We start from the raw sequence: 16,369 nt of genomic DNA, 5'->3' as shown, positions 1-16,369 counted from the left end.
ACGCTGGGCCTGATCGGAGACCTGATTGACCAGCCCGGTCAGCTGCGAGGTCATCTCGGTAATCTGCCGCACCAGGCCGTGAATCTTGTCGACAAAACGGTTGAACGAACCGGCCAGCTCACCCAGTTCATCTTGAGAGGTAATCGCCAGCCGCCGCGTCAAATCGCCCTCGCCTGCCGCGATGTCGTCCAGATTGGCCTTCATCAGGTGCAGCGGACGCAAAATGGTATTGGCCACAAACAGACCGACCGCCGCGATCACCAGCAGCACCACCGCCGCGACGCCGACGATGCTCAGCAGCACGCCTTCCATGCGCTCGCGAACCTCGGTCTGGACCACGGCGACCTGGGCTTCGACACCATCGAGATTTACTGAGGTCCCGATAGCCATGTCCCACTTGGACAGGTATTCGGTGTAACCCAGTTTGGGCACCAGGACTTTGCTGTCGCCCGGTAACGGCGAGCTGTATTGCAGGTAGTGCGTACCGTCCTTGGCGACGTTCACCAGGTCACGGTTGACGTACACGCCGTTCGGATCGCGGTTGTCCTTGAAACTCTGGCCAACGCCTTCCGGGCTGTTGGCCTTGAACAGGCGCACGGTGTTGGAGTCGTAGCCGAAGAAGTAACCGTCCTTGCCGTAGCTGATGCTCGAGAGCAATTTGACCACTTGCGCGCGAGCCGCATCGTCGCCAGGTGCTGCGGTGTCATACAGCGGCTTGATCGCCGTCATCGCCACCGCAACGTAACTTTGCAGGGTGGCCTTGGCATCGTTCATCAACCGCTGACGGGTTTCTTCAACTTCTTTGCGGGCCTGCTCTTGCAAGATGAATGCAGTGGTCAGACTGATCACCAGCGCAAAGAGCAACACCGGGAGGACGGAGAGGGACAAGACTTTGGCTTTAAGGCTCAGGCGCATGTGTTGTTCACTCTGGATATTATTGGCGTGGTTAAAGCATTAACGGCCGGCCTGCGCAAAACTGTAGGCGCAGGCCTGTCGGTGATGAAAACGATGCGGTCGATCCGTTACAACACCATTGCTGCCACCCAGCCAAACGCCAGCAGCGGCAGGTTGTAGTGCAAAAACGTCGGGACCACGGTGTCCCAGATATGGTGATGCTGGCCGTCGATATTCAGACCGGAGGTCGGGCCCAGGGTTGAATCGGACGCTGGCGAGCCGGCATCGCCCAAGGCGCCGGCAGTCCCGACGATGCAGACGATCGCCAACGGGCTGAAACCCAGTTGCACGCACAACGGCACGAAGATCGCCGCGAGAATCGGCACCGTGGAAAACGATGAGCCGATGCCCATGGTCACCAGCAGCCCGACCAGCAACATCAGCAATGCGCCGACACTTTTGCTGTGACCGATCCACGAAGCCGAGGCCTCGACCAGGGTTTTCACATCACCGGTGGCCTTCATGACCTCGGCGAAACCCGAGGCGGCGATCATGATGAAACCGATCATTGCCATCATCTTCATGCCTTCGGTGAACAGGTCGTCAGTCTCGCGCCAGCGCACGACACCCGATACCGAGAAGATCAGAAACCCGGCCAATGCGCCGATAATCATCGAGTCCAGCAGCAACTGAATGATGAACGCAGCGGCAATCGCCAGCCCCGCGACCATCAAGGTCAGCGGGTTGTATTGCACCGCGACCTGCTCGACCCGCTCGATTTTCTCCAGGTCATACACGCGCTTCTTGCGGTAGCTGACGAACGCCATCAACAACCCGAATACCATGCCCAACGCAGGAATCCCCATGGCATGAGTGACGTTGACACCACTGATGTCCACCCCGCTTCTACTGACGTTGGCCAGCAAAATCTCATTCAGGAAGATGTTGCCAAAGCCCACCGGCAAGAACATGTACGGCGTGATCAGGCCAAAGGTCATGACGCAGGCAATCAGTCGGCGATCCAGTTGCAGCTTGGTCAGTACATAAAGCAGTGGCGGCACCAGCAGCGGAATGAAAGCGATGTGAATCGGCAGGACGTTCTGCGAAGCGATAGCCACGACCCAGAGCAACGCGATCAGCAGCCATTTGACCTGCCCACCACCTGCGGCGTCCTGCCGGTCGACCAGCAGCAAGGCTTTGTCCGCCAGGGCGTGGGCCAGGCCGGATTTGGCAATCGCCACCGCGAAAGCGCCGAGCAAGGCGTAGGACAAGGCCACGGTCGCACCGCCGCCCAGGCCACTGTTGAAGGCCTTGAGCGTGGCATCGATGCCCAGGCCGCCGGTCAAACCGCCCACCAGCGCGCCGACGATCAGCGCGATCACCACATGCACGCGGGACAGGCTGAGCACCAGCATGACGCCGACCGCGGCAATTACTGCATTAATCATCGTTACCTCAAAACAGGGCGACGGGTAAATCCGGCGCAAACAGGATGAGTCCGTCCAGCCAGCTGCATGAGCCGACGGCGGATTGAAGAGAGGGTTTTATTAGAGGGCACGCACTGTGCCGCAGCAGGCCTGGCTTGTCAAAACCAACACCGATCCCGTAGCTGCCGCAGGCTGCGATCTTTCAGCGCTTTGGCAATAACACCACAACCTTCAACCCGCCCCACTCGCTCTCCTGCAACACCAACGCCCCGCCCCACGCCTCGACGATATCGCGCACGATCCCCAATCCCAGACCATGCCCGTCGGTCTGCTCATCCAGCCGCGTGCCACGACTGAACACCTGATCGCGCTGCGCTTCGGGAATCCCGGGGCCATCATCTTCTACCGCCAATTTAAACCCTTCAGCCGTCTCGACGATGCTCAAGCGCACCTCGGCATCCGCCCACTTGCAGGCGTTATCCAGCAGATTGCCGAGCAGTTCCAGCACATCCTCACGATCCCAAGGCAAGTGCAAACCGGACGGTGCCGTGTAGCCCAGATGCAGGTGGTCGCCGTGGATCATGTTCAGGGTCGCCAGCAGTCCCGGCAGCTCGGCAGCGCAATCGAACTGCGCACCCGGCAAGGCATCGCCCGCCAGGCGCGCGCGATTCAATTCGCGATTGAGTCGCTGCTGAACCTGTGCAAGTTGCTCACGAAGCATCTTGCGCAGTTCGGGATGGGCGTCGAATTTTTCGCACGACGCCAGACTTAATAGCACCGCAAGTGGCGTTTTCAGCGCATGACCGAGGTTACCCAGGGCATTGCGCGAGCGCTTGAGGCTGTCTTCGGTGTGCGCGAGCAAATGGTTGATCTGCGCCACCAAAGGCACCAGTTCCAGCGGCACTTGAGCGTCCAGTTGCGAGCGTTGCCCTTGTTGCAACTGAGCGATCTGCTCGCGGGCGTTTTCCAGCGGTCGCAAGGCGCGCCGCACGGTGACACGCTGCAACACCAGAATCAGCAGCAACCCCGCCAGGCCCAACCCGAGCCCGACCTGGCGCATGCGCTGGAAGCTCTCGCGCACCGGCGTGTAGTCCTGCGCCACGCTGATCGAAATGGACTGCCCCAATCGCCGGTAGTCCGCGCGCAGGACCAGCAATTGCTGGCCTTCCGGGCCCAGTTGCAGGTTGCTGTGCAGCCCGGGATGATCGAGCAACGGTAATTCCTGATCCCACAGCGAACGTGAACGCCAGTGGTTGTCGGCAAAGTCGATATGGAAATAATGCCCGGAGAACGGTCGCTGGTAAGCCGGGGCCAGACGTCGTTCGTCCAGCTGCAAACCCTGCGGGCCACGCACCAGCGCCATCAGCAGGTTTTCACTGTCATTGCGCAACCCGGCTTCCAGGTAACGCTGCAAGCCCACTTCGAACAACCACAGACTGGTTTGCGCCAGCACCAGACCGACCACCACCATGACGCTGATCAGTCCCAGGCTCAAACGCCGTTGAATCGACCTCACCGGGTTTGCCCACCGAACAGATAACCCTGACCGCGACGGGTATCGATCACGCTGCGGCCGAGTTTGCGGCGCAGGTGATTGACGTGAACCTCCAGTACGTTCGAGTCGCGTTCGGTTTCACCGTCGTAGAGGTGTTCGGCCAGGTGGCTTTTGGAAAGGATCTGCTCCGGGTGCAGCATGAAGTAGCGCAACAGGCGGAACTCGGCAGCGGTCAGCTGAATGTCGGCACCGTCGCGAATCACGCATTGACGGCCCTCGTCCAACTGCAACCCGGCCGCCTTGAGCGTCGGTTGATTAGCCTGGCCGTGGGAGCGGCGCAGCAACGCTTGAATCCGCAGGTGCAGTTCTTCCGGGTGAAACGGTTTGCTCAGGTAGTCGTCGGCGCCGGCCTTGAGCCCTTCGATGCGTTCGGCCCAGGAGTCGCGCGCGGTCAGCACCAGCACTGGCGTGGCCAGGCCCGCAGCCCGCCATTGGCCGAGCACCTCAAGCCCCGGCAACCCCGGCAGCCCGAGATCGAGAATGATCAGGTCGTAGGGTTCAGAACTGCCCTGATACAGCGCATCGCGGCCATCGGCCAACCAGTCGACGGCGTAACCCTGGCGATCGAGCCCGGCCATCAATTCGTCGGCCAGCGGTACGTGGTCTTCTACCAGCAGCAGGCGCATCAGTCATCGTCCTTGTCTTTGATCAAGCGCCCGGTGGCGGCTTCCAGGTCCAGCTCGCGTACCACGCCGTCGGCGCTCAGCAACTCGACTTCGTAAATGTAGATGCCATTCTTTTCTTCAAGCCCGGCTTCGAGCAATTTAGCGCCGGGGTGGCGGTCCATGGCCTGCTGCAACAGCTGTTCAAGCGGTAGAATCACGCCTTTCTGACGCAGGCGAAGCGCTTCGTCCTGATCCAGGTCACGGGCCACCACCGCCGAGCAAAATGCCAGGAGCGTCAGTGTCGCCAGGCCATAGGCGCGCAGATTAACCTTCATTACATATCCTGAGCATGGAGTGCCTGCGTATTCTTCATAAATTACCCGGGGCGTCACCCTAGCTGCATCAACTTAACTGAAACTGAATTGCCATCATTGATGCGTTTACACTTCATTTCTGTGCACACACCCTGCAAAAAATCGAGACCGGTATGACCGCCATCCATATCAAGTTCCCTGCCCTGACCCTCAAGGCCGGCCCACGAGCCTTTACGCGGATTCGCGAAAACGGCTTGAGCGCCCTGGAGGTCGGCACGCTGCCGGGTGCCGCCGGTGGACCGAAGGCCCTGGGGATTCAAGGTCTGGACCTGGCGCTGTTCGGCCAGTGGCTACCGGCCGCACCGCGCGAGCGCTCGCTGATCGGCGCTTCGGTCGGCTCCTGGCGCTTCGCCAGCGCCTGCTTGCCGGACGCTGCCGAAGGCATCAGACGTCTCGGTGAGTTGTACAACGCGCAGAGTTTTGCCAAGGGCGTGAGCATGGCGCAGGTCAGCCAGAGCTCGCAGCGCATGCTGCATGACTTGCTCGACGGGAACGATGCGCGACTGCTGGACAATCCGCTCTATCGGCTGAACATCATGGTGGTGAAAAGCCACGGCCTGCTCGCCGACGACCATCGTGGGCGGCTCGGGCTGGGCTTGTCATCGGTGATCGCCGACAACCTGCGCGGGCGCTCACGGTTGTCGCGGCACTTCGAACGGCTGATCGTGCATGACCCACGCCTGGCGCCGCCGCTCAATGCGCTGAACGACTTCCCGTCGCGCTTCGTCCCGCTGAATACCGGTAACTTGCGTCAGGCCCTGCTCGCGTCGGGTTCGATCCCGATGGTCATGGAAGGCGTACGTGACCTGCCCGGTGCAGGCGCGGGGACTTATCGCGATGGCGGCTTGCTGGATTACCACCTCGACTTGCCGTACAGCGGTGACGACATTGTGCTCTACCCGCACTTCACCGATCGGGTGATTCCCGGCTGGTTCGACAAAACCCTGCCATGGCGACGCGACAATTCCGGGCGTTTGCAGGATGTGCTGCTGGTGGCACCGTCGAAGGCCTACCTGTCGCGCCTGCCCTATGGCAAGTTGCCCGACAGGAATGACTTCAAACGCTTTATGGCTGACCCGGCCAGCCGCCAGAAATACTGGAAAACCGCCATGGACGAGAGCCAGCGGCTCGGCGACGAGTTCCTCGAAATCACTGCCAGCGGGCGTTTGGGCGAGCAGCTGTTGACCCTTTAGTCAGTGTTTTCCCGCAACCCCGAACCCAAGCTGTTAAACTCCCGATCTGCCCCATCGCCGCGGGCGATAGCCACCTGACAGAGCTCAAACACTGTGGAAATCTTCAAAGAATTTACCTTCGAATCCGCCCACCGCCTGCCTCACGTCCCGGAAGGCCACAAGTGCGGCCGCCTGCACGGTCACTCGTTCAAAGTGGCGATTCACCTGAGCGGCGACCTCGATCCACACACCGGCTGGATCCGCGACTTCTCGGAAATCAAAGAGATCTTCAAGCCGCTGTATGAGCGTCTGGATCATAACTATTTGAACGACATTCCCGGCCTGGAAAACCCGACCAGCGAAGTCCTGGCCAAGTGGATCTGGAACGAGTTGAAGCCATTGCTGCCGGAGCTGAGTGCGATTCGGATTCATGAGACTTGCACCAGCGGGTGCATCTACCACGGCGAGTAAGCCGGCGGAATAAAAATCTATGGTCACCCACACACCCTGCGAGGGCTTTGCTTTCACAGGGTGTTTTGTTTTCCTAGGCCGTCATCAGCCAGTCCGCTCTGCCAGGTATCGATTTCGGCAAACACAGGTTTCACCTGCATAGCCAGGACAAATCGCACAAACCCGAGGCAGACCTGATATCTCTTACCGATGCGTTTTCCTATGCCGGGTTAGTCTCTGTTACGCGCAAATGCTTGAAGACAACGTGGCTCAGTGCAAGGGAAGGGCCTCTCGCCGGTATGCTTTCGCCTATGTATAGCCAGATCGCCACTCTGCTTATACGCTCGACCACAATCTGGCTCAATGCAACGGAAGGGCCTCTCGCCGGTATGCGTTCGACTATGTTTAGTCAGATTGCTACTCTGCGCAAACACTCGACCACAATCTCGTACTGTGCAAAGGAAGGGCCTCTCGCCGGTATGCGTTCGCCTATGTCTAGCCAGATCGCCACTCTGCGTAAACGCTCGATCACAATCTCCCACTGGGCAAGGGTAGTGCCTCTCGCCGGTATGCGTTCGCCTATGTACAGCCAGATGGGCACTCTGCTTATACGCTCGACCACATTCTGGCACAGTGCAACGGAAGGGCCTCTCGCCGGTATGCGCTCGCATATGCCTGGTTACGTCGAGGCTCCGTGAAAACGCTTTACCGCAAGCCCCGCAAAAAAACCGTTTGACTGCAACTGACGAAACCGACGACGAAGGACCGGCAACCGGCTCTGGTGCACCTCGCACCGGCATTCCAGTCGACAGCACTATTTCATCAATGCCGGTGGGCGATTCATTTCCTACTAGCCCGGCAAATGACCGCAAACCGTCAATTGATCCGATGGAACTGACTGACGCTTGCGAGTCAACAGAGAAGTTTTCAACCATAGCCGACGACTCAAAAGAAGCGACGACCGGCTGAATCACCTCAGCGATATGACCCCACATCAGTCGACCGCCGTCAGACGCCAACTCCTCTCGTGTACGCAACTCCCCGCCACCGGCCAGAAAATCACTCACGCGCTCCTTCATCCGCCCATCACCATCCACATGCCCCACCGGCGAATTCCCGACAAACCCATACAGATTCAACCCATCCACCGCCCCCGCCGGGTCCGGGTTGATCCAGCGGCTCAGCCACGGCGCGTAGTAGCGGTAACCGTAGTAATACAACCCGGTGGCATCGCGCTCCTTGCCCGAGTAACGGGTGGTTTTGTAGGCGCCGGTCTGATCGCGGTGATCCTCCCAGGCCGTGCCGCCAAACGGGTAATACACTTCGCGGCTCTGCACGCTGGCCTGTTCGTCGAGTTCCAGCGTGCCGGAGCCCAGATGGTCGGTCAGCTGATAACGCAGCTGAAACCCGGGGGCATCCGGCCCGTGCAGCCATTTCACCCGATTGCGCCCGGCTTCGAGGTCGAGCACCTGGTGTTCCTTGTCGCCGTTGCGCTTATGGATTTCCAGCCCCGGCAGATAGCGCACCTCAGCTGTCACGGTGTGATCGACGGTCAATGCGGTGCGGACTTTGCGCAGGCGTTTGCCTCCTCCGCCGTAGATGTAGCGTTCGCTGTCGTCGTCTTCATCTTTGCGCACCACCGGTGACACGCGGGCCAACTGGTTGCGCAGGTCCCAATTCATCGCCTGGCCCCGTTGCAAAAACCGCGAGTTGCCGTTGCCGTCGAAGCCGTTCGCAAAGTCCGGGAGCCGGTCATCCTCAAGCAGGCTGCGATTGCTGTCAGGAGCGATGACCCAGCGACGGGTAAACGGTTGCGCGCCCAGGTGCCGCAGCTCGGTCATGTTGCCGGCCGGGTCGTAGTCATACTCTTCGCGGTAATTGGCCACGGCGTTGGGGTCGTTCGAGGCTCGATACTGGGCGATGGGATGCAAGGAGGGTTTCTCGGCCTCCCAACCGCTGGCGCTGGTCAATTGGCCAAGGCTGTCATAGCCATAGGTGCAATTGGGCTCGACACGCTGGTTCTTGAAGTAACGGGTCGGCAGTGCGTGGTCGTCGATCTGGAGGATATTGCCGACCGGGTCGACCTCGTAATGCAGGTCCTGCAGTGGCTCCGCATTCGGCAATCCGGCGAACAGTCGCAGCAACCGGCCATCGCTGAGTTCGTACTGCGCCTCGGTCACCACGCCGTTACCTGCTGTTTCCCGTTCGACCTTGTCACTGGGGGTGTAGCGGATATCGCGCACCAGGCAGCGCCCGGGCGATTGGGTGCCCGCCGGTTGCAGCCAGCCTTCCTTGAGCTGCCCCGCCACCGTGTAGATGAAATGCCGACAATGGTTCTTGGCATCGGTGAGGCTCAGCAGATCGCCGACAGGGTTGTAGGCCCAACGGCTCTCCAACCCAGTGCCGGGTTCCAGTAATAAGTCACGTGCCGGCTTTTCCAGCGGCCAGTCGGGCGAGTCCAGCGTCTTCAGAAAGTGGCTGATTTCCAGCTGCGCCAGCCCCAGCAGATCGTACGCCGGCATATACCGTGTACCGGCCGAGTCGTCGTGGCGAATCAACCGTCCACACTGATTGCCGGAATTGGCGGTGCCATACTCGAAGCGTTCCACGACACGCGCGGTCAACTCTACGCCCTGCTCCCGTACGGCCAAGGGCCGCAACGACCCGTCGTATTCAGTGTCCTGCCGAGTGCCACGGCTGTCCCAGTGGCTTAAGGTTTCGTCAGCCTGCCCGAGCAACGACACACGCCAACCGGCATCGACACTGTCGGTCGATATCACCTTGCCCGACAGGCTGTAATGATTGCTTAACGCCGCAGCGCCACCGTTCGCCCACAACCGCGGGTCCCACTGGGCGACCTCACGCCCCGCCGCATCGAACCCATGACGTGTCACCCGCGCCTCGAGTGTTTGCTCAACCTTCGAACGCCAATAAGTCACGCTGCGCACAGCAAGGCTGCGCGGATCGATGACCGCCAGGGCAGGCGTGACGTGATGTAGGCTGAGGTTGTCCATGGGTATTGGATAGCATCCAGCATCAGACACCGTCTACTGTCAGAGTTGACAGGTGCCACTGGCCGGTACGGTCACCGCTACGCTAACGTATTACCAACGACCAATGCCCTCCGAATACAGCACCTGCCCAAAGGACCTGACCCATGCACATCATCAACGCCCGCCTGCGCAACCATGAAGGCCTGCATGAGTTGCACCTGGAAAACGGCCTGATCGCCAACATTGCCCGGCAGACCGAAGCCCCGACGCTGGGGCCTGAAGACCTCGATGCGGGTGGCAATCTGGTGGTGCCGCCCTTTGTCGAGCCGCACATCCACCTCGACGCGACGCTGACCGCCGGCGAGCCGCGCTGGAACATGAGCGGCACGCTGTTCGAAGGCATCGAATGCTGGGGCGAGCGCAAGGCGACCATCACCGCTGAAGACACCAAGACCCGCGCCAAAAAGACCATTAACGCCCTCGCCGCCCACGGTATCCAGCATGTGCGTACCCACGTCGATGTGACCGATCCTGCGCTGACCGCACTCAAGGCGATGCTTGAAGTACGCGAAGAGAGTCGGCACCTGATCGACCTGCAAATCGTCGCCTTCCCCCAGGAGGGCATCGAGTCCTACCGCAACGGCCGCGATTTGATGGAGGAAGCCATTCTCCTGGGCGCCGATGTGGTCGGTGGCATCCCGCATTTCGAGTACACCCGCGATCAAGGTGTCAGCTCGGTAAAATTCCTGATGGACCTGGCCGAGCGCACCGGCTGCCTGGTGGATGTGCATTGCGACGAAACCGACGACCCGCATTCACGCTTTCTTGAAGTGCTGGCCGAAGAAGCGCGCAGCCGCGACATGGGTTCACGGGTGACCGCCAGCCACACCACGGCCATGGGCTCCTACGACAACGCTTACTGCGCCAAGCTCTTTCGCCTGCTCGGGCACTCGGGGATCAGTTTTGTTTCCTGCCCGACCGAAAGCATTCACCTGCAGGGGCGCTTCGATAACTTCCCGAAACGCCGAGGCGTCACCCGGGTCAACGAGTTGCTGGAAGCCGGGATGAACGTGTGTTTCGGCCAGGACTCGATCGTCGACCCGTGGTATCCGCTGGGCAACGGCAACATCCTGCGGGTGCTCGAAGCCGGCCTGCACATCTGCCACATGCTCGGTTACCGCAACCTGCAAACCGCGCTCGACCTGGTGACCGACAACAGCGCCAAGGCTATGGCCCTGGGCGATCGTTACGGACTGGAACCGGGGCGTCCGGCGAACTTGCTGATTCTGTCGGCGGACAGCGATTACGAAGTGATCCGCAGCCAGGGCTTGCCGCTGTATTCGATTCGTGGCGGGAAGGTGTTGATGAAGCGGCAGATGCCGGTGGTGGAATGGGCGGATAAATTCTAAAGAGGCCCGTCCGGCACCGCAGAATCAGGACATCAACCGCGCCGTACCAAACAAACTGACCCGGCTCAGTACACCGTCCAGCTCTTCGAGCAAGACCGGCGCCGTACCGCCGGGCATAACCACCGCCACAGCCCCCGCCGTCACCCAACCGACACTCCACGCCGCGCAAGCCACCGCGCTGGCGCTGGTGCCAGAAGATGCCGTCGGCCCTTCCCCACGCTCGAAGACCCGGGCGACAATGCGCCGCTCGGATTCCAGCCTCGCCCATTGCAGATTGACGCCCGCCGCACACGGCGCGCCAGCCCCGCTCGGTGGCGCGAAAGCGATGCAGGTCAGGTCGGCCGACAATCCGGATTCGCGCATCTGTTCGTTGCTCGGCAAGGCCTCGGCATCCGCCACCAGCGTCACACAATGGGGATTGCCGATCCGCACAAACTGACTGTGAGCCCAAAGCGGATTCAGTCGTGCGAGCGGCGGCACATGGCTCAACTCACGTTGATTCAATGTCCGCGCCTCGACTGCCTGAGCCCTCACTGCATTCGGCCCGAAGGCCGGTTTCCCCAAATCCAGCCAGAAACCCTGCACGCCGTCGACCTGCGCCGGCTCGACCGAGGTTTCGACAGGAGACACGGCATCGCCTTTGTCATGGTGAACCTTGAACAGGCAACGCCCCTGCGCCGGCATCAAGCCCTGTTCGGTCAGCGCCTGGGCAAAAATCGTCAGGCCGTTGCCACTGCGCTCGGCCAACGTCCCGTCGGTGTTGACGATCAACAGGTCAAACGGTGGCGCCGCCTGAAACGGGCCAACCAGCAAGCCATCCGAACGGTGCTCCTTGGCACCGGCCGGTTGGGTGCCGGGGGCCCAGCTGCAAATGGCCTCCACCGCAGACAGCGCCCAGTCGGCACGGTTTTGCGCCGCCTGGCTGGCATCCTCCGGCAGATCGATCCCGCGCTGGCGCAGATCGTGTGGGCTGACAACGGCGTAGATATTCCCGCGAGCATCGAAAAACGACGTCATGGACAGGTCCTGAGTGAGGTCTGGAACACGACGCTACTGTAAGCGCTGGCGACTCGAATCGCACCCGCAGAGCCTCAAGGTCGTCTGACGGTCACTGATGTGCAAGGATGTGACCCTGATCACAGCCTCCCCGAAGTACCAAGGATTTTCATGACCGCCATCATCCCTCCCGTCTCCGTCCGTCCCGGACGCCTCGAACAGAGGTCGACGCGCATCGCCTTCTTTATCGCCGGTTTCGGTATCGCCGCGTGGGCACCGCTGGTGCCTTACGCCAAAGCCCGCGCCGGGCTCGATGACGGCACGCTCGGTTTGTTGTTGCTGTGTCTGGGGGGCGGTTCGATTCTGGCGATGCCAATGGCCGGTGCGCTGGCCTCGCGCTTCGGCTGTCGACGGGTGCTCAGTGGCGGCACGCTGTTGATCTGCCTGGCACTGCCGCTGCTGGCGACGGTGTCGTCGATCCCGCTGCTGATTGCTGCGCTGTTCCTGTTCGGAGCTGGGTTGGGCACGGTGGATTCGACGGTGAACCTGCAAGCGGTGATCGTCGAGCGAGCCAGCGGCAAGACCATGATGTCGGGCTTTCACGGCTTGTTCAGCCTCGGCGGGATCGTCGGCGCGGCCGGTGTCAGCGCCCTGCTCGGCCTGGGTATTTCGCCGTTGGGCGCGACCTTGGTGGTGATCGTGTTTCTGCTGGTGTCGTTGCTCAAGGCTGCGCCGCACTTGTTGCCCTATGGCAGCGAAAGCGCGGGGCCGGCGTTCGCCATTCCCCACGGCGTGGTGCTGTTTATCGGCAGCCTGTGTTTTATCGTGTTCCTGGCCGAAGGCGCAGTGCTGGACTGGAGCGCGGTGTTCCTGACCTCAGAGCGTGATCTCGACACCGCGTATGCCGGACTGGGCTATGCCGCGTTTGCCTTGACCATGACGGTCGGACGGCTGACGGGCGATGCCATCGTGCATAAGTTGGGGGCCACGCGCGTGATCGTGTTTGGCGGTTTGACCGCGGCTGCCGGTTTGTTGCTGGCAATCTTGGCACCGACCTGGGAAGCCGCGCTGATCGGTTATGCGTTGGTCGGAGTCGGGTGTTCGAACATCGTGCCGGTGTTGTACACCGCTGTCGGCAAACAGAACGTCATGCCGGAAAGCATCGCCGTTCCGGCCATCACGACCTTGGGGTATGCAGGGATTCTGGCGGGACCTGCGGTGATCGGATTTATCGCCCACGGCAGCAGCTTGAGTTTTGCCTTTGGATTGATCGCGGTGTTGCTGCTGGCGGTGGCGATCAGTGGCAAAGCGTTGAAGCTTTAACAGCAATATCGCCGGAAGGTCCTGCGGACCTTATCGCGGGCAAGCCTTGCTCCTACACGTTCAGAGTCGGCCGAATATCCGCATACGACCGATATATGTAGGAGCAAGGCTGTAGTGGTCAACTAATCCCGAACACGACGTTAAGTTTTTTCTCGGCCTGAGCGGGTGCCAGCCCGCCGTTGAATTGATGGGGCCGAATCCAGTTGTACCGATGCATCAAATAGTGGCTGATGTCTCGGTGCGCTTCTTGGGCCGTTATGTGGAGGCATCGAGTCAGTCAACCTGAGTTAAGCAGTATTAAGGTCAGCGTTTCACCCCAAAGCAGTGCGAGAGTTCAGGAAAGCGGCCATCGCGGACATCAGATGCGTACAGGCCCACTGCATCGCGGATAACAGCATGGGCATCAACATAACGTTTAGCGAAACGCGGTACGAACTCGCCGCCAAGACCCAGGATATCTTCGATCACCAGCACCTGGCCATCGCACGCGGGCGAGGCCCCGATTCCGATCGTCGGCACGCGCAGTACCTCGGTCAACTCTCGGGCCAGCGACTCTGCTACCCCCTCCAGCACGATGCAAAAGGCCCCTGCAGATTCCATCGCCATGGCTGCCTCACAGATAGAGTCTGCCGATTGCTCATCCATACCTTGGGCTTTGAACCCCCCCATGGTGTTGACAAACTGAGGCATCAACCCGATATGCGCCATCACTGGAATGCCTCGCTCCACCAGAAACTGCACGGTGGGCGCCATGACCGCACTGCCTTCCAACTTTACCGCTGCGATATTCGCTTCCTTCATCAACCGCGCTGCACTGCGGAAAGCCTGAGCCGGCGACTCCTGATAGGAGGCGAACGGCAGATCAGCTACCACGCACGCGCGACGTGTAGCACGCACTACCGCGCGACTGTGTTGTATCGTCTGGTCCAAAGTGAAATCCAGCGTGTTGGGCTGCCCATAGGCAACCATCGCGGTCGAATCCCCCATCAGGATAACGTCGACAAATTCGTCAACGATTTCAGCGAGCGATCGATTGTGCGCGGTCAACGACACGATCTTGCGTTTGCCCTTGTAAGCCCTGATATCTGGCACGGTTAGACGGCGGGTCTCACTGACTGCGGTACTCATGAAGTTAGCTCCTCGCGAAAATAGCGTTGAAGGAAAGACCTCTTAAAACGACGCTGACGCCAGGTCGGCTTTGGGCGACGCGCCCATCATCTGCTCAAAGAATTCGACTATCAGATCAAGTGTGTGGTCCGTCTGATCAAGATGCGGCGAGTGTCCGCAATCGATCAGGCAATGCTGGGTGACCACTGCGGGTATCTTCCGTTGAATCGCGCTCAGCTGCGCCAGCGTTCCGTACTCGTCCCGATCTCCCTGCAACAACAAGACAGGGCAACGGATATCGGCCAGGCACTGCTCAATATTCCAGTCAAGAAAATGATCGGACCTCCAGACACTGCTCCACCCCTCGAAGACTGCTTTGGGATCGGGATGAAACAGAGCAAGTTGTCGTTCCAGGTTCCCGGCCAGGAACGAATTTCGCGCGGCGTCGATGCCGCTCAAGGTGATGGATTCGACGAAAACATGTGGAGCAAACAGCACCAGCCCCGAAACAGGGAATTTGCTCGCATGGAGCAGCGCGATAGACGCGCCATCGCTATGCCCCACCAGCACTGGATTGCGAAGCTGCAGTTTTTCCAGCAGTTCAGGCAATACCTGTTGCGCCTCCACGTGCATATAGTCAGAACGACGTGGCAGATCCGCTCGAGACGAGTGACCGTAACCATAGCGGCTATAAGTGAGCACTCGGCGTCCGGTCATTGCTGCCAGTCGATAAGGGAAACGTCGCCACATCGCAATGCAACCGAGCCCCTCATGCAGCAGTACAAGCGGAGGAAGATCTGACTCACCGTCGATCAGCAAATAATCAATTTCTCCGCCATTCAGTGAGATCGTCGCCATCATTCACCCCCTACTGCGATAGACAAACCGGGTACCGGGCCAAGCCCCAAAACCGCACGGCTGCTGAAAATCACCAATATCGTCACCAGTCCGCCGAACAGGCCAATGGTTGAAGACATATCCCATACGGACAAAAGCAAACCCACCCCGACCACGGGCACAATCAACCCCAAATAGGCCGCGACGAAAAAGCCTGAACTGACCTCCGCAATACGATCGGCAGGAGACAACATCGTCACCAGTCCCAGACCTGCGCGCAGCACCATGCCCGCCCCCATCCCTCCCAAGACCGCTCCCCCCAGGAACAAGGACAAGGATGCAAAATGAAAGGCCAGCCAGACACAGGCCAAAGCCAAGGGCAGCAGCCAGACACCAACGGGAACGACTCGACGGGGCGACAATCGCAACACCAACAACTGGCCGATTGCAGCACTGCAGAAAGTCAAAAAGACAATGCCTCCGCTCAACAGAAGGCCACTGTGATGCAATCCAACAGCGAGGAAACGACCTGCCAGTGCGGCGAACAAGCCAAGAAAGCTAAAGCCGCACAACACCGACATTGCCACGGCCATAAAGGCTTGCCCCATCTCACTCGGTATCCTCAATCGCTGCAATCGCAACGGTGGGCGAGTACCTCCGTGGATCACTGTTTCGGGTAGCCATGGCAACAGCAAACCTGGCAACAGCATGAACAGCAGCGCGATATAACTGGCATGGAGCGGCTGCGCGGCACTCTCTGCCACCCAGCCAGACAGTAACGCCCCAAGCCCCAGACCGCTCATGTTGCTCAAGCTGGAGATCAGAGCCGCGAGTGACCGATTGCTCAGCAACTCGCTCAGATAGGCAGTCGTGGCCCCCACCATCAACCCTACTGCCATCCCGGACAATATTCGCCCAACGAACAAACCGGCTAACGTGGGCCAGAGTAAAAAACTCAACAGACTGGAAAATGTCAGCCCGAGCCCGAGCCCCAGCACTGCTCGTCTGCCCAACAAATCAGACAATCGACCAAACACCATCAGTTTGAACAGGATGGCTAGTGCGTAGGACGCGAATACCAACGTCACCACAAATGGAGACAAGCCTAATTGCGTGGCATAGAGCGGATACAACGGTGTCGGCAAGGTACCCACCATCATCACCACCAACAACAGATAAGTGCTGAGCCAGGCGGCGCGTCTGAATTGGGTTGGAATTCGCATGAGC

13 protein-coding genes and 2 pseudogenes are annotated in these 16,369 nt (G+C 60.1%); 4 read left to right on the top strand and 11 right to left on the bottom strand.

The annotated features are described in order from the left end of the window. Positions 1 to 90: 90 nt before the first annotated feature. The 5 genes and pseudogenes from FPT12_RS28400 to FPT12_RS19765 all read right to left on the bottom strand — a co-directional run. A pseudogene (locus FPT12_RS28400) lies at positions 91 to 915 on the bottom strand (cache domain-containing protein); the annotation flags it as partial. 107 nt (positions 916 to 1,022) lie between these two features. After that, positions 1,023 to 2,339: a Na+/H+ antiporter family protein gene (locus FPT12_RS19780; protein WP_178098821.1), complete on the bottom strand. Its 1,317-nt coding sequence runs from the start codon at positions 2,337 to 2,339 to the stop codon at positions 1,023 to 1,025. A gap of 184 nt (positions 2,340 to 2,523) precedes the next feature. Continuing rightward, on the bottom strand, positions 2,524 to 3,837 hold the full coding sequence (locus FPT12_RS19775; RefSeq protein WP_145018875.1) for a sensor histidine kinase: 1,314 nt from the start codon (positions 3,835 to 3,837) through the stop codon (positions 2,524 to 2,526). Beyond that, positions 3,834 to 4,502, bottom strand: coding sequence for a response regulator transcription factor (locus tag FPT12_RS19770; protein ID WP_145018872.1), 669 nt, complete (start codon positions 4,500 to 4,502; stop codon positions 3,834 to 3,836). The genes FPT12_RS19775 and FPT12_RS19770 overlap by 4 nt, the downstream gene beginning before the upstream one ends. Beyond that, on the bottom strand, positions 4,502 to 4,816 hold the full coding sequence (locus FPT12_RS19765; RefSeq protein WP_145018869.1) for a PepSY domain-containing protein: 315 nt from the start codon (positions 4,814 to 4,816) through the stop codon (positions 4,502 to 4,504). The genes FPT12_RS19770 and FPT12_RS19765 overlap by 1 nt, the downstream gene beginning before the upstream one ends. A gap of 152 nt (positions 4,817 to 4,968) precedes the next feature. Between FPT12_RS19765 and FPT12_RS19760 the strand changes: the two genes are divergently transcribed. Beyond that, positions 4,969 to 6,048, top strand: coding sequence for a patatin-like phospholipase family protein (locus FPT12_RS19760; RefSeq protein WP_145018866.1), 1,080 nt, complete (start codon positions 4,969 to 4,971; stop codon positions 6,046 to 6,048). Between the two features lie 93 nt (positions 6,049 to 6,141). Beyond that, a complete protein-coding gene (gene queD, locus FPT12_RS19755) occupies positions 6,142 to 6,498 on the top strand; it encodes a 6-carboxytetrahydropterin synthase QueD (protein WP_145018863.1) in 357 nt (118 codons plus the stop codon). A 209-nt stretch (positions 6,499 to 6,707) separates the two neighbouring features. On the opposite strand, the gene FPT12_RS19750 is transcribed toward queD, so the two are convergent. Continuing rightward, positions 6,708 to 9,491 carry a C2H2-type zinc finger protein gene (locus FPT12_RS19750; protein WP_145018860.1) on the bottom strand — a complete coding sequence of 928 codons (2,784 nt, stop codon included), beginning with the start codon at positions 9,489 to 9,491 and terminating at the stop codon, positions 6,708 to 6,710. 143 nt (positions 9,492 to 9,634) lie between these two features. On the opposite strand from FPT12_RS19750, the gene codA reads away from it, so the two are divergent. After that, a complete protein-coding gene (gene codA / locus FPT12_RS19745; protein WP_145018857.1) occupies positions 9,635 to 10,879 on the top strand; it encodes a cytosine deaminase in 1,245 nt (414 codons plus the stop codon). A 24-nt stretch (positions 10,880 to 10,903) separates the two neighbouring features. Here the strand turns inward: codA and FPT12_RS19740 are convergent, their stop codons facing one another. Beyond that, a complete protein-coding gene (locus FPT12_RS19740) occupies positions 10,904 to 11,896 on the bottom strand; it encodes a diaminopimelate epimerase (RefSeq protein WP_145018854.1) in 993 nt (330 codons plus the stop codon). Between the two features lie 150 nt (positions 11,897 to 12,046). On the opposite strand from FPT12_RS19740, the gene FPT12_RS19735 reads away from it, so the two are divergent. Beyond that, a complete protein-coding gene (locus FPT12_RS19735) occupies positions 12,047 to 13,198 on the top strand; it encodes an MFS transporter (protein ID WP_145018851.1) in 1,152 nt (383 codons plus the stop codon). Between the two features lie 118 nt (positions 13,199 to 13,316). Here FPT12_RS19735 and FPT12_RS19730 read toward each other — a convergent pair. The 4 genes and pseudogenes from FPT12_RS19730 to FPT12_RS19715 form a co-directional block, all read right to left on the bottom strand. After that, positions 13,317 to 13,460, bottom strand: a pseudogene (locus FPT12_RS19730) (IS3 family transposase); the annotation flags it as partial. A gap of 41 nt (positions 13,461 to 13,501) precedes the next feature. After that, entirely contained in the window at positions 13,502 to 14,326 is an 825-nt protein-coding gene (gene panB, locus FPT12_RS19725) for a 3-methyl-2-oxobutanoate hydroxymethyltransferase (RefSeq protein ID WP_145018848.1), read from the bottom strand. Between the two features lie 42 nt (positions 14,327 to 14,368). Then, a complete protein-coding gene (locus tag FPT12_RS19720; protein ID WP_145018845.1) occupies positions 14,369 to 15,166 on the bottom strand; it encodes an alpha/beta fold hydrolase in 798 nt (265 codons plus the stop codon). Further along, a complete protein-coding gene (locus FPT12_RS19715; RefSeq protein ID WP_145018842.1) occupies positions 15,163 to 16,365 on the bottom strand; it encodes an MFS transporter in 1,203 nt (400 codons plus the stop codon). The genes FPT12_RS19720 and FPT12_RS19715 overlap by 4 nt, the downstream gene beginning before the upstream one ends. Positions 16,366 to 16,369: the final 4 nt, after the last annotated feature.

It is taken from the genome of Pseudomonas sp. H3(2019) (assembly GCF_007713465.1).
Taxonomy (GTDB): domain Bacteria; phylum Pseudomonadota; class Gammaproteobacteria; order Pseudomonadales; family Pseudomonadaceae; genus Aquipseudomonas.
Note: the sequence above shows the minus strand (reverse complement) of the source record. Positions and strands in the feature narration are given on the sequence as shown.

Bases quoted from the DNA above. Each gene is read 5' to 3' on its own strand.
- FPT12_RS19770 (WP_145018872.1), bottom strand. From the start codon at position 4,502: ATGCGCCTGCTGCTGGTAGAAGACCACGTACCGCTGGCCGACGAATTG.
- FPT12_RS19765 (WP_145018869.1), bottom strand. From the start codon at position 4,816: ATGAAGGTTAATCTGCGCGCCTATGGCCTGGCGACACTGACGCTCCTG.
- FPT12_RS19760 (WP_145018866.1), top strand. From the start codon at position 4,969: ATGACCGCCATCCATATCAAGTTCCCTGCCCTGACCCTCAAGGCCGGC.
- FPT12_RS19750 (WP_145018860.1), bottom strand. From the start codon at position 9,491: ATGGACAACCTCAGCCTACATCACGTCACGCCTGCCCTGGCGGTCATC.
- codA (WP_145018857.1), top strand. From the start codon at position 9,635: ATGCACATCATCAACGCCCGCCTGCGCAACCATGAAGGCCTGCATGAG.
- FPT12_RS19740 (WP_145018854.1), bottom strand. From the start codon at position 11,896: ATGACGTCGTTTTTCGATGCTCGCGGGAATATCTACGCCGTTGTCAGC.
- FPT12_RS19735 (WP_145018851.1), top strand. From the start codon at position 12,047: ATGACCGCCATCATCCCTCCCGTCTCCGTCCGTCCCGGACGCCTCGAA.
- panB (WP_145018848.1), bottom strand. From the start codon at position 14,326: ATGAGTACCGCAGTCAGTGAGACCCGCCGTCTAACCGTGCCAGATATC.
- FPT12_RS19720 (WP_145018845.1), bottom strand. From the start codon at position 15,166: ATGATGGCGACGATCTCACTGAATGGCGGAGAAATTGATTATTTGCTG.
- FPT12_RS19715 (WP_145018842.1), bottom strand. From the start codon at position 16,365: ATGCGAATTCCAACCCAATTCAGACGCGCCGCCTGGCTCAGCACTTAT.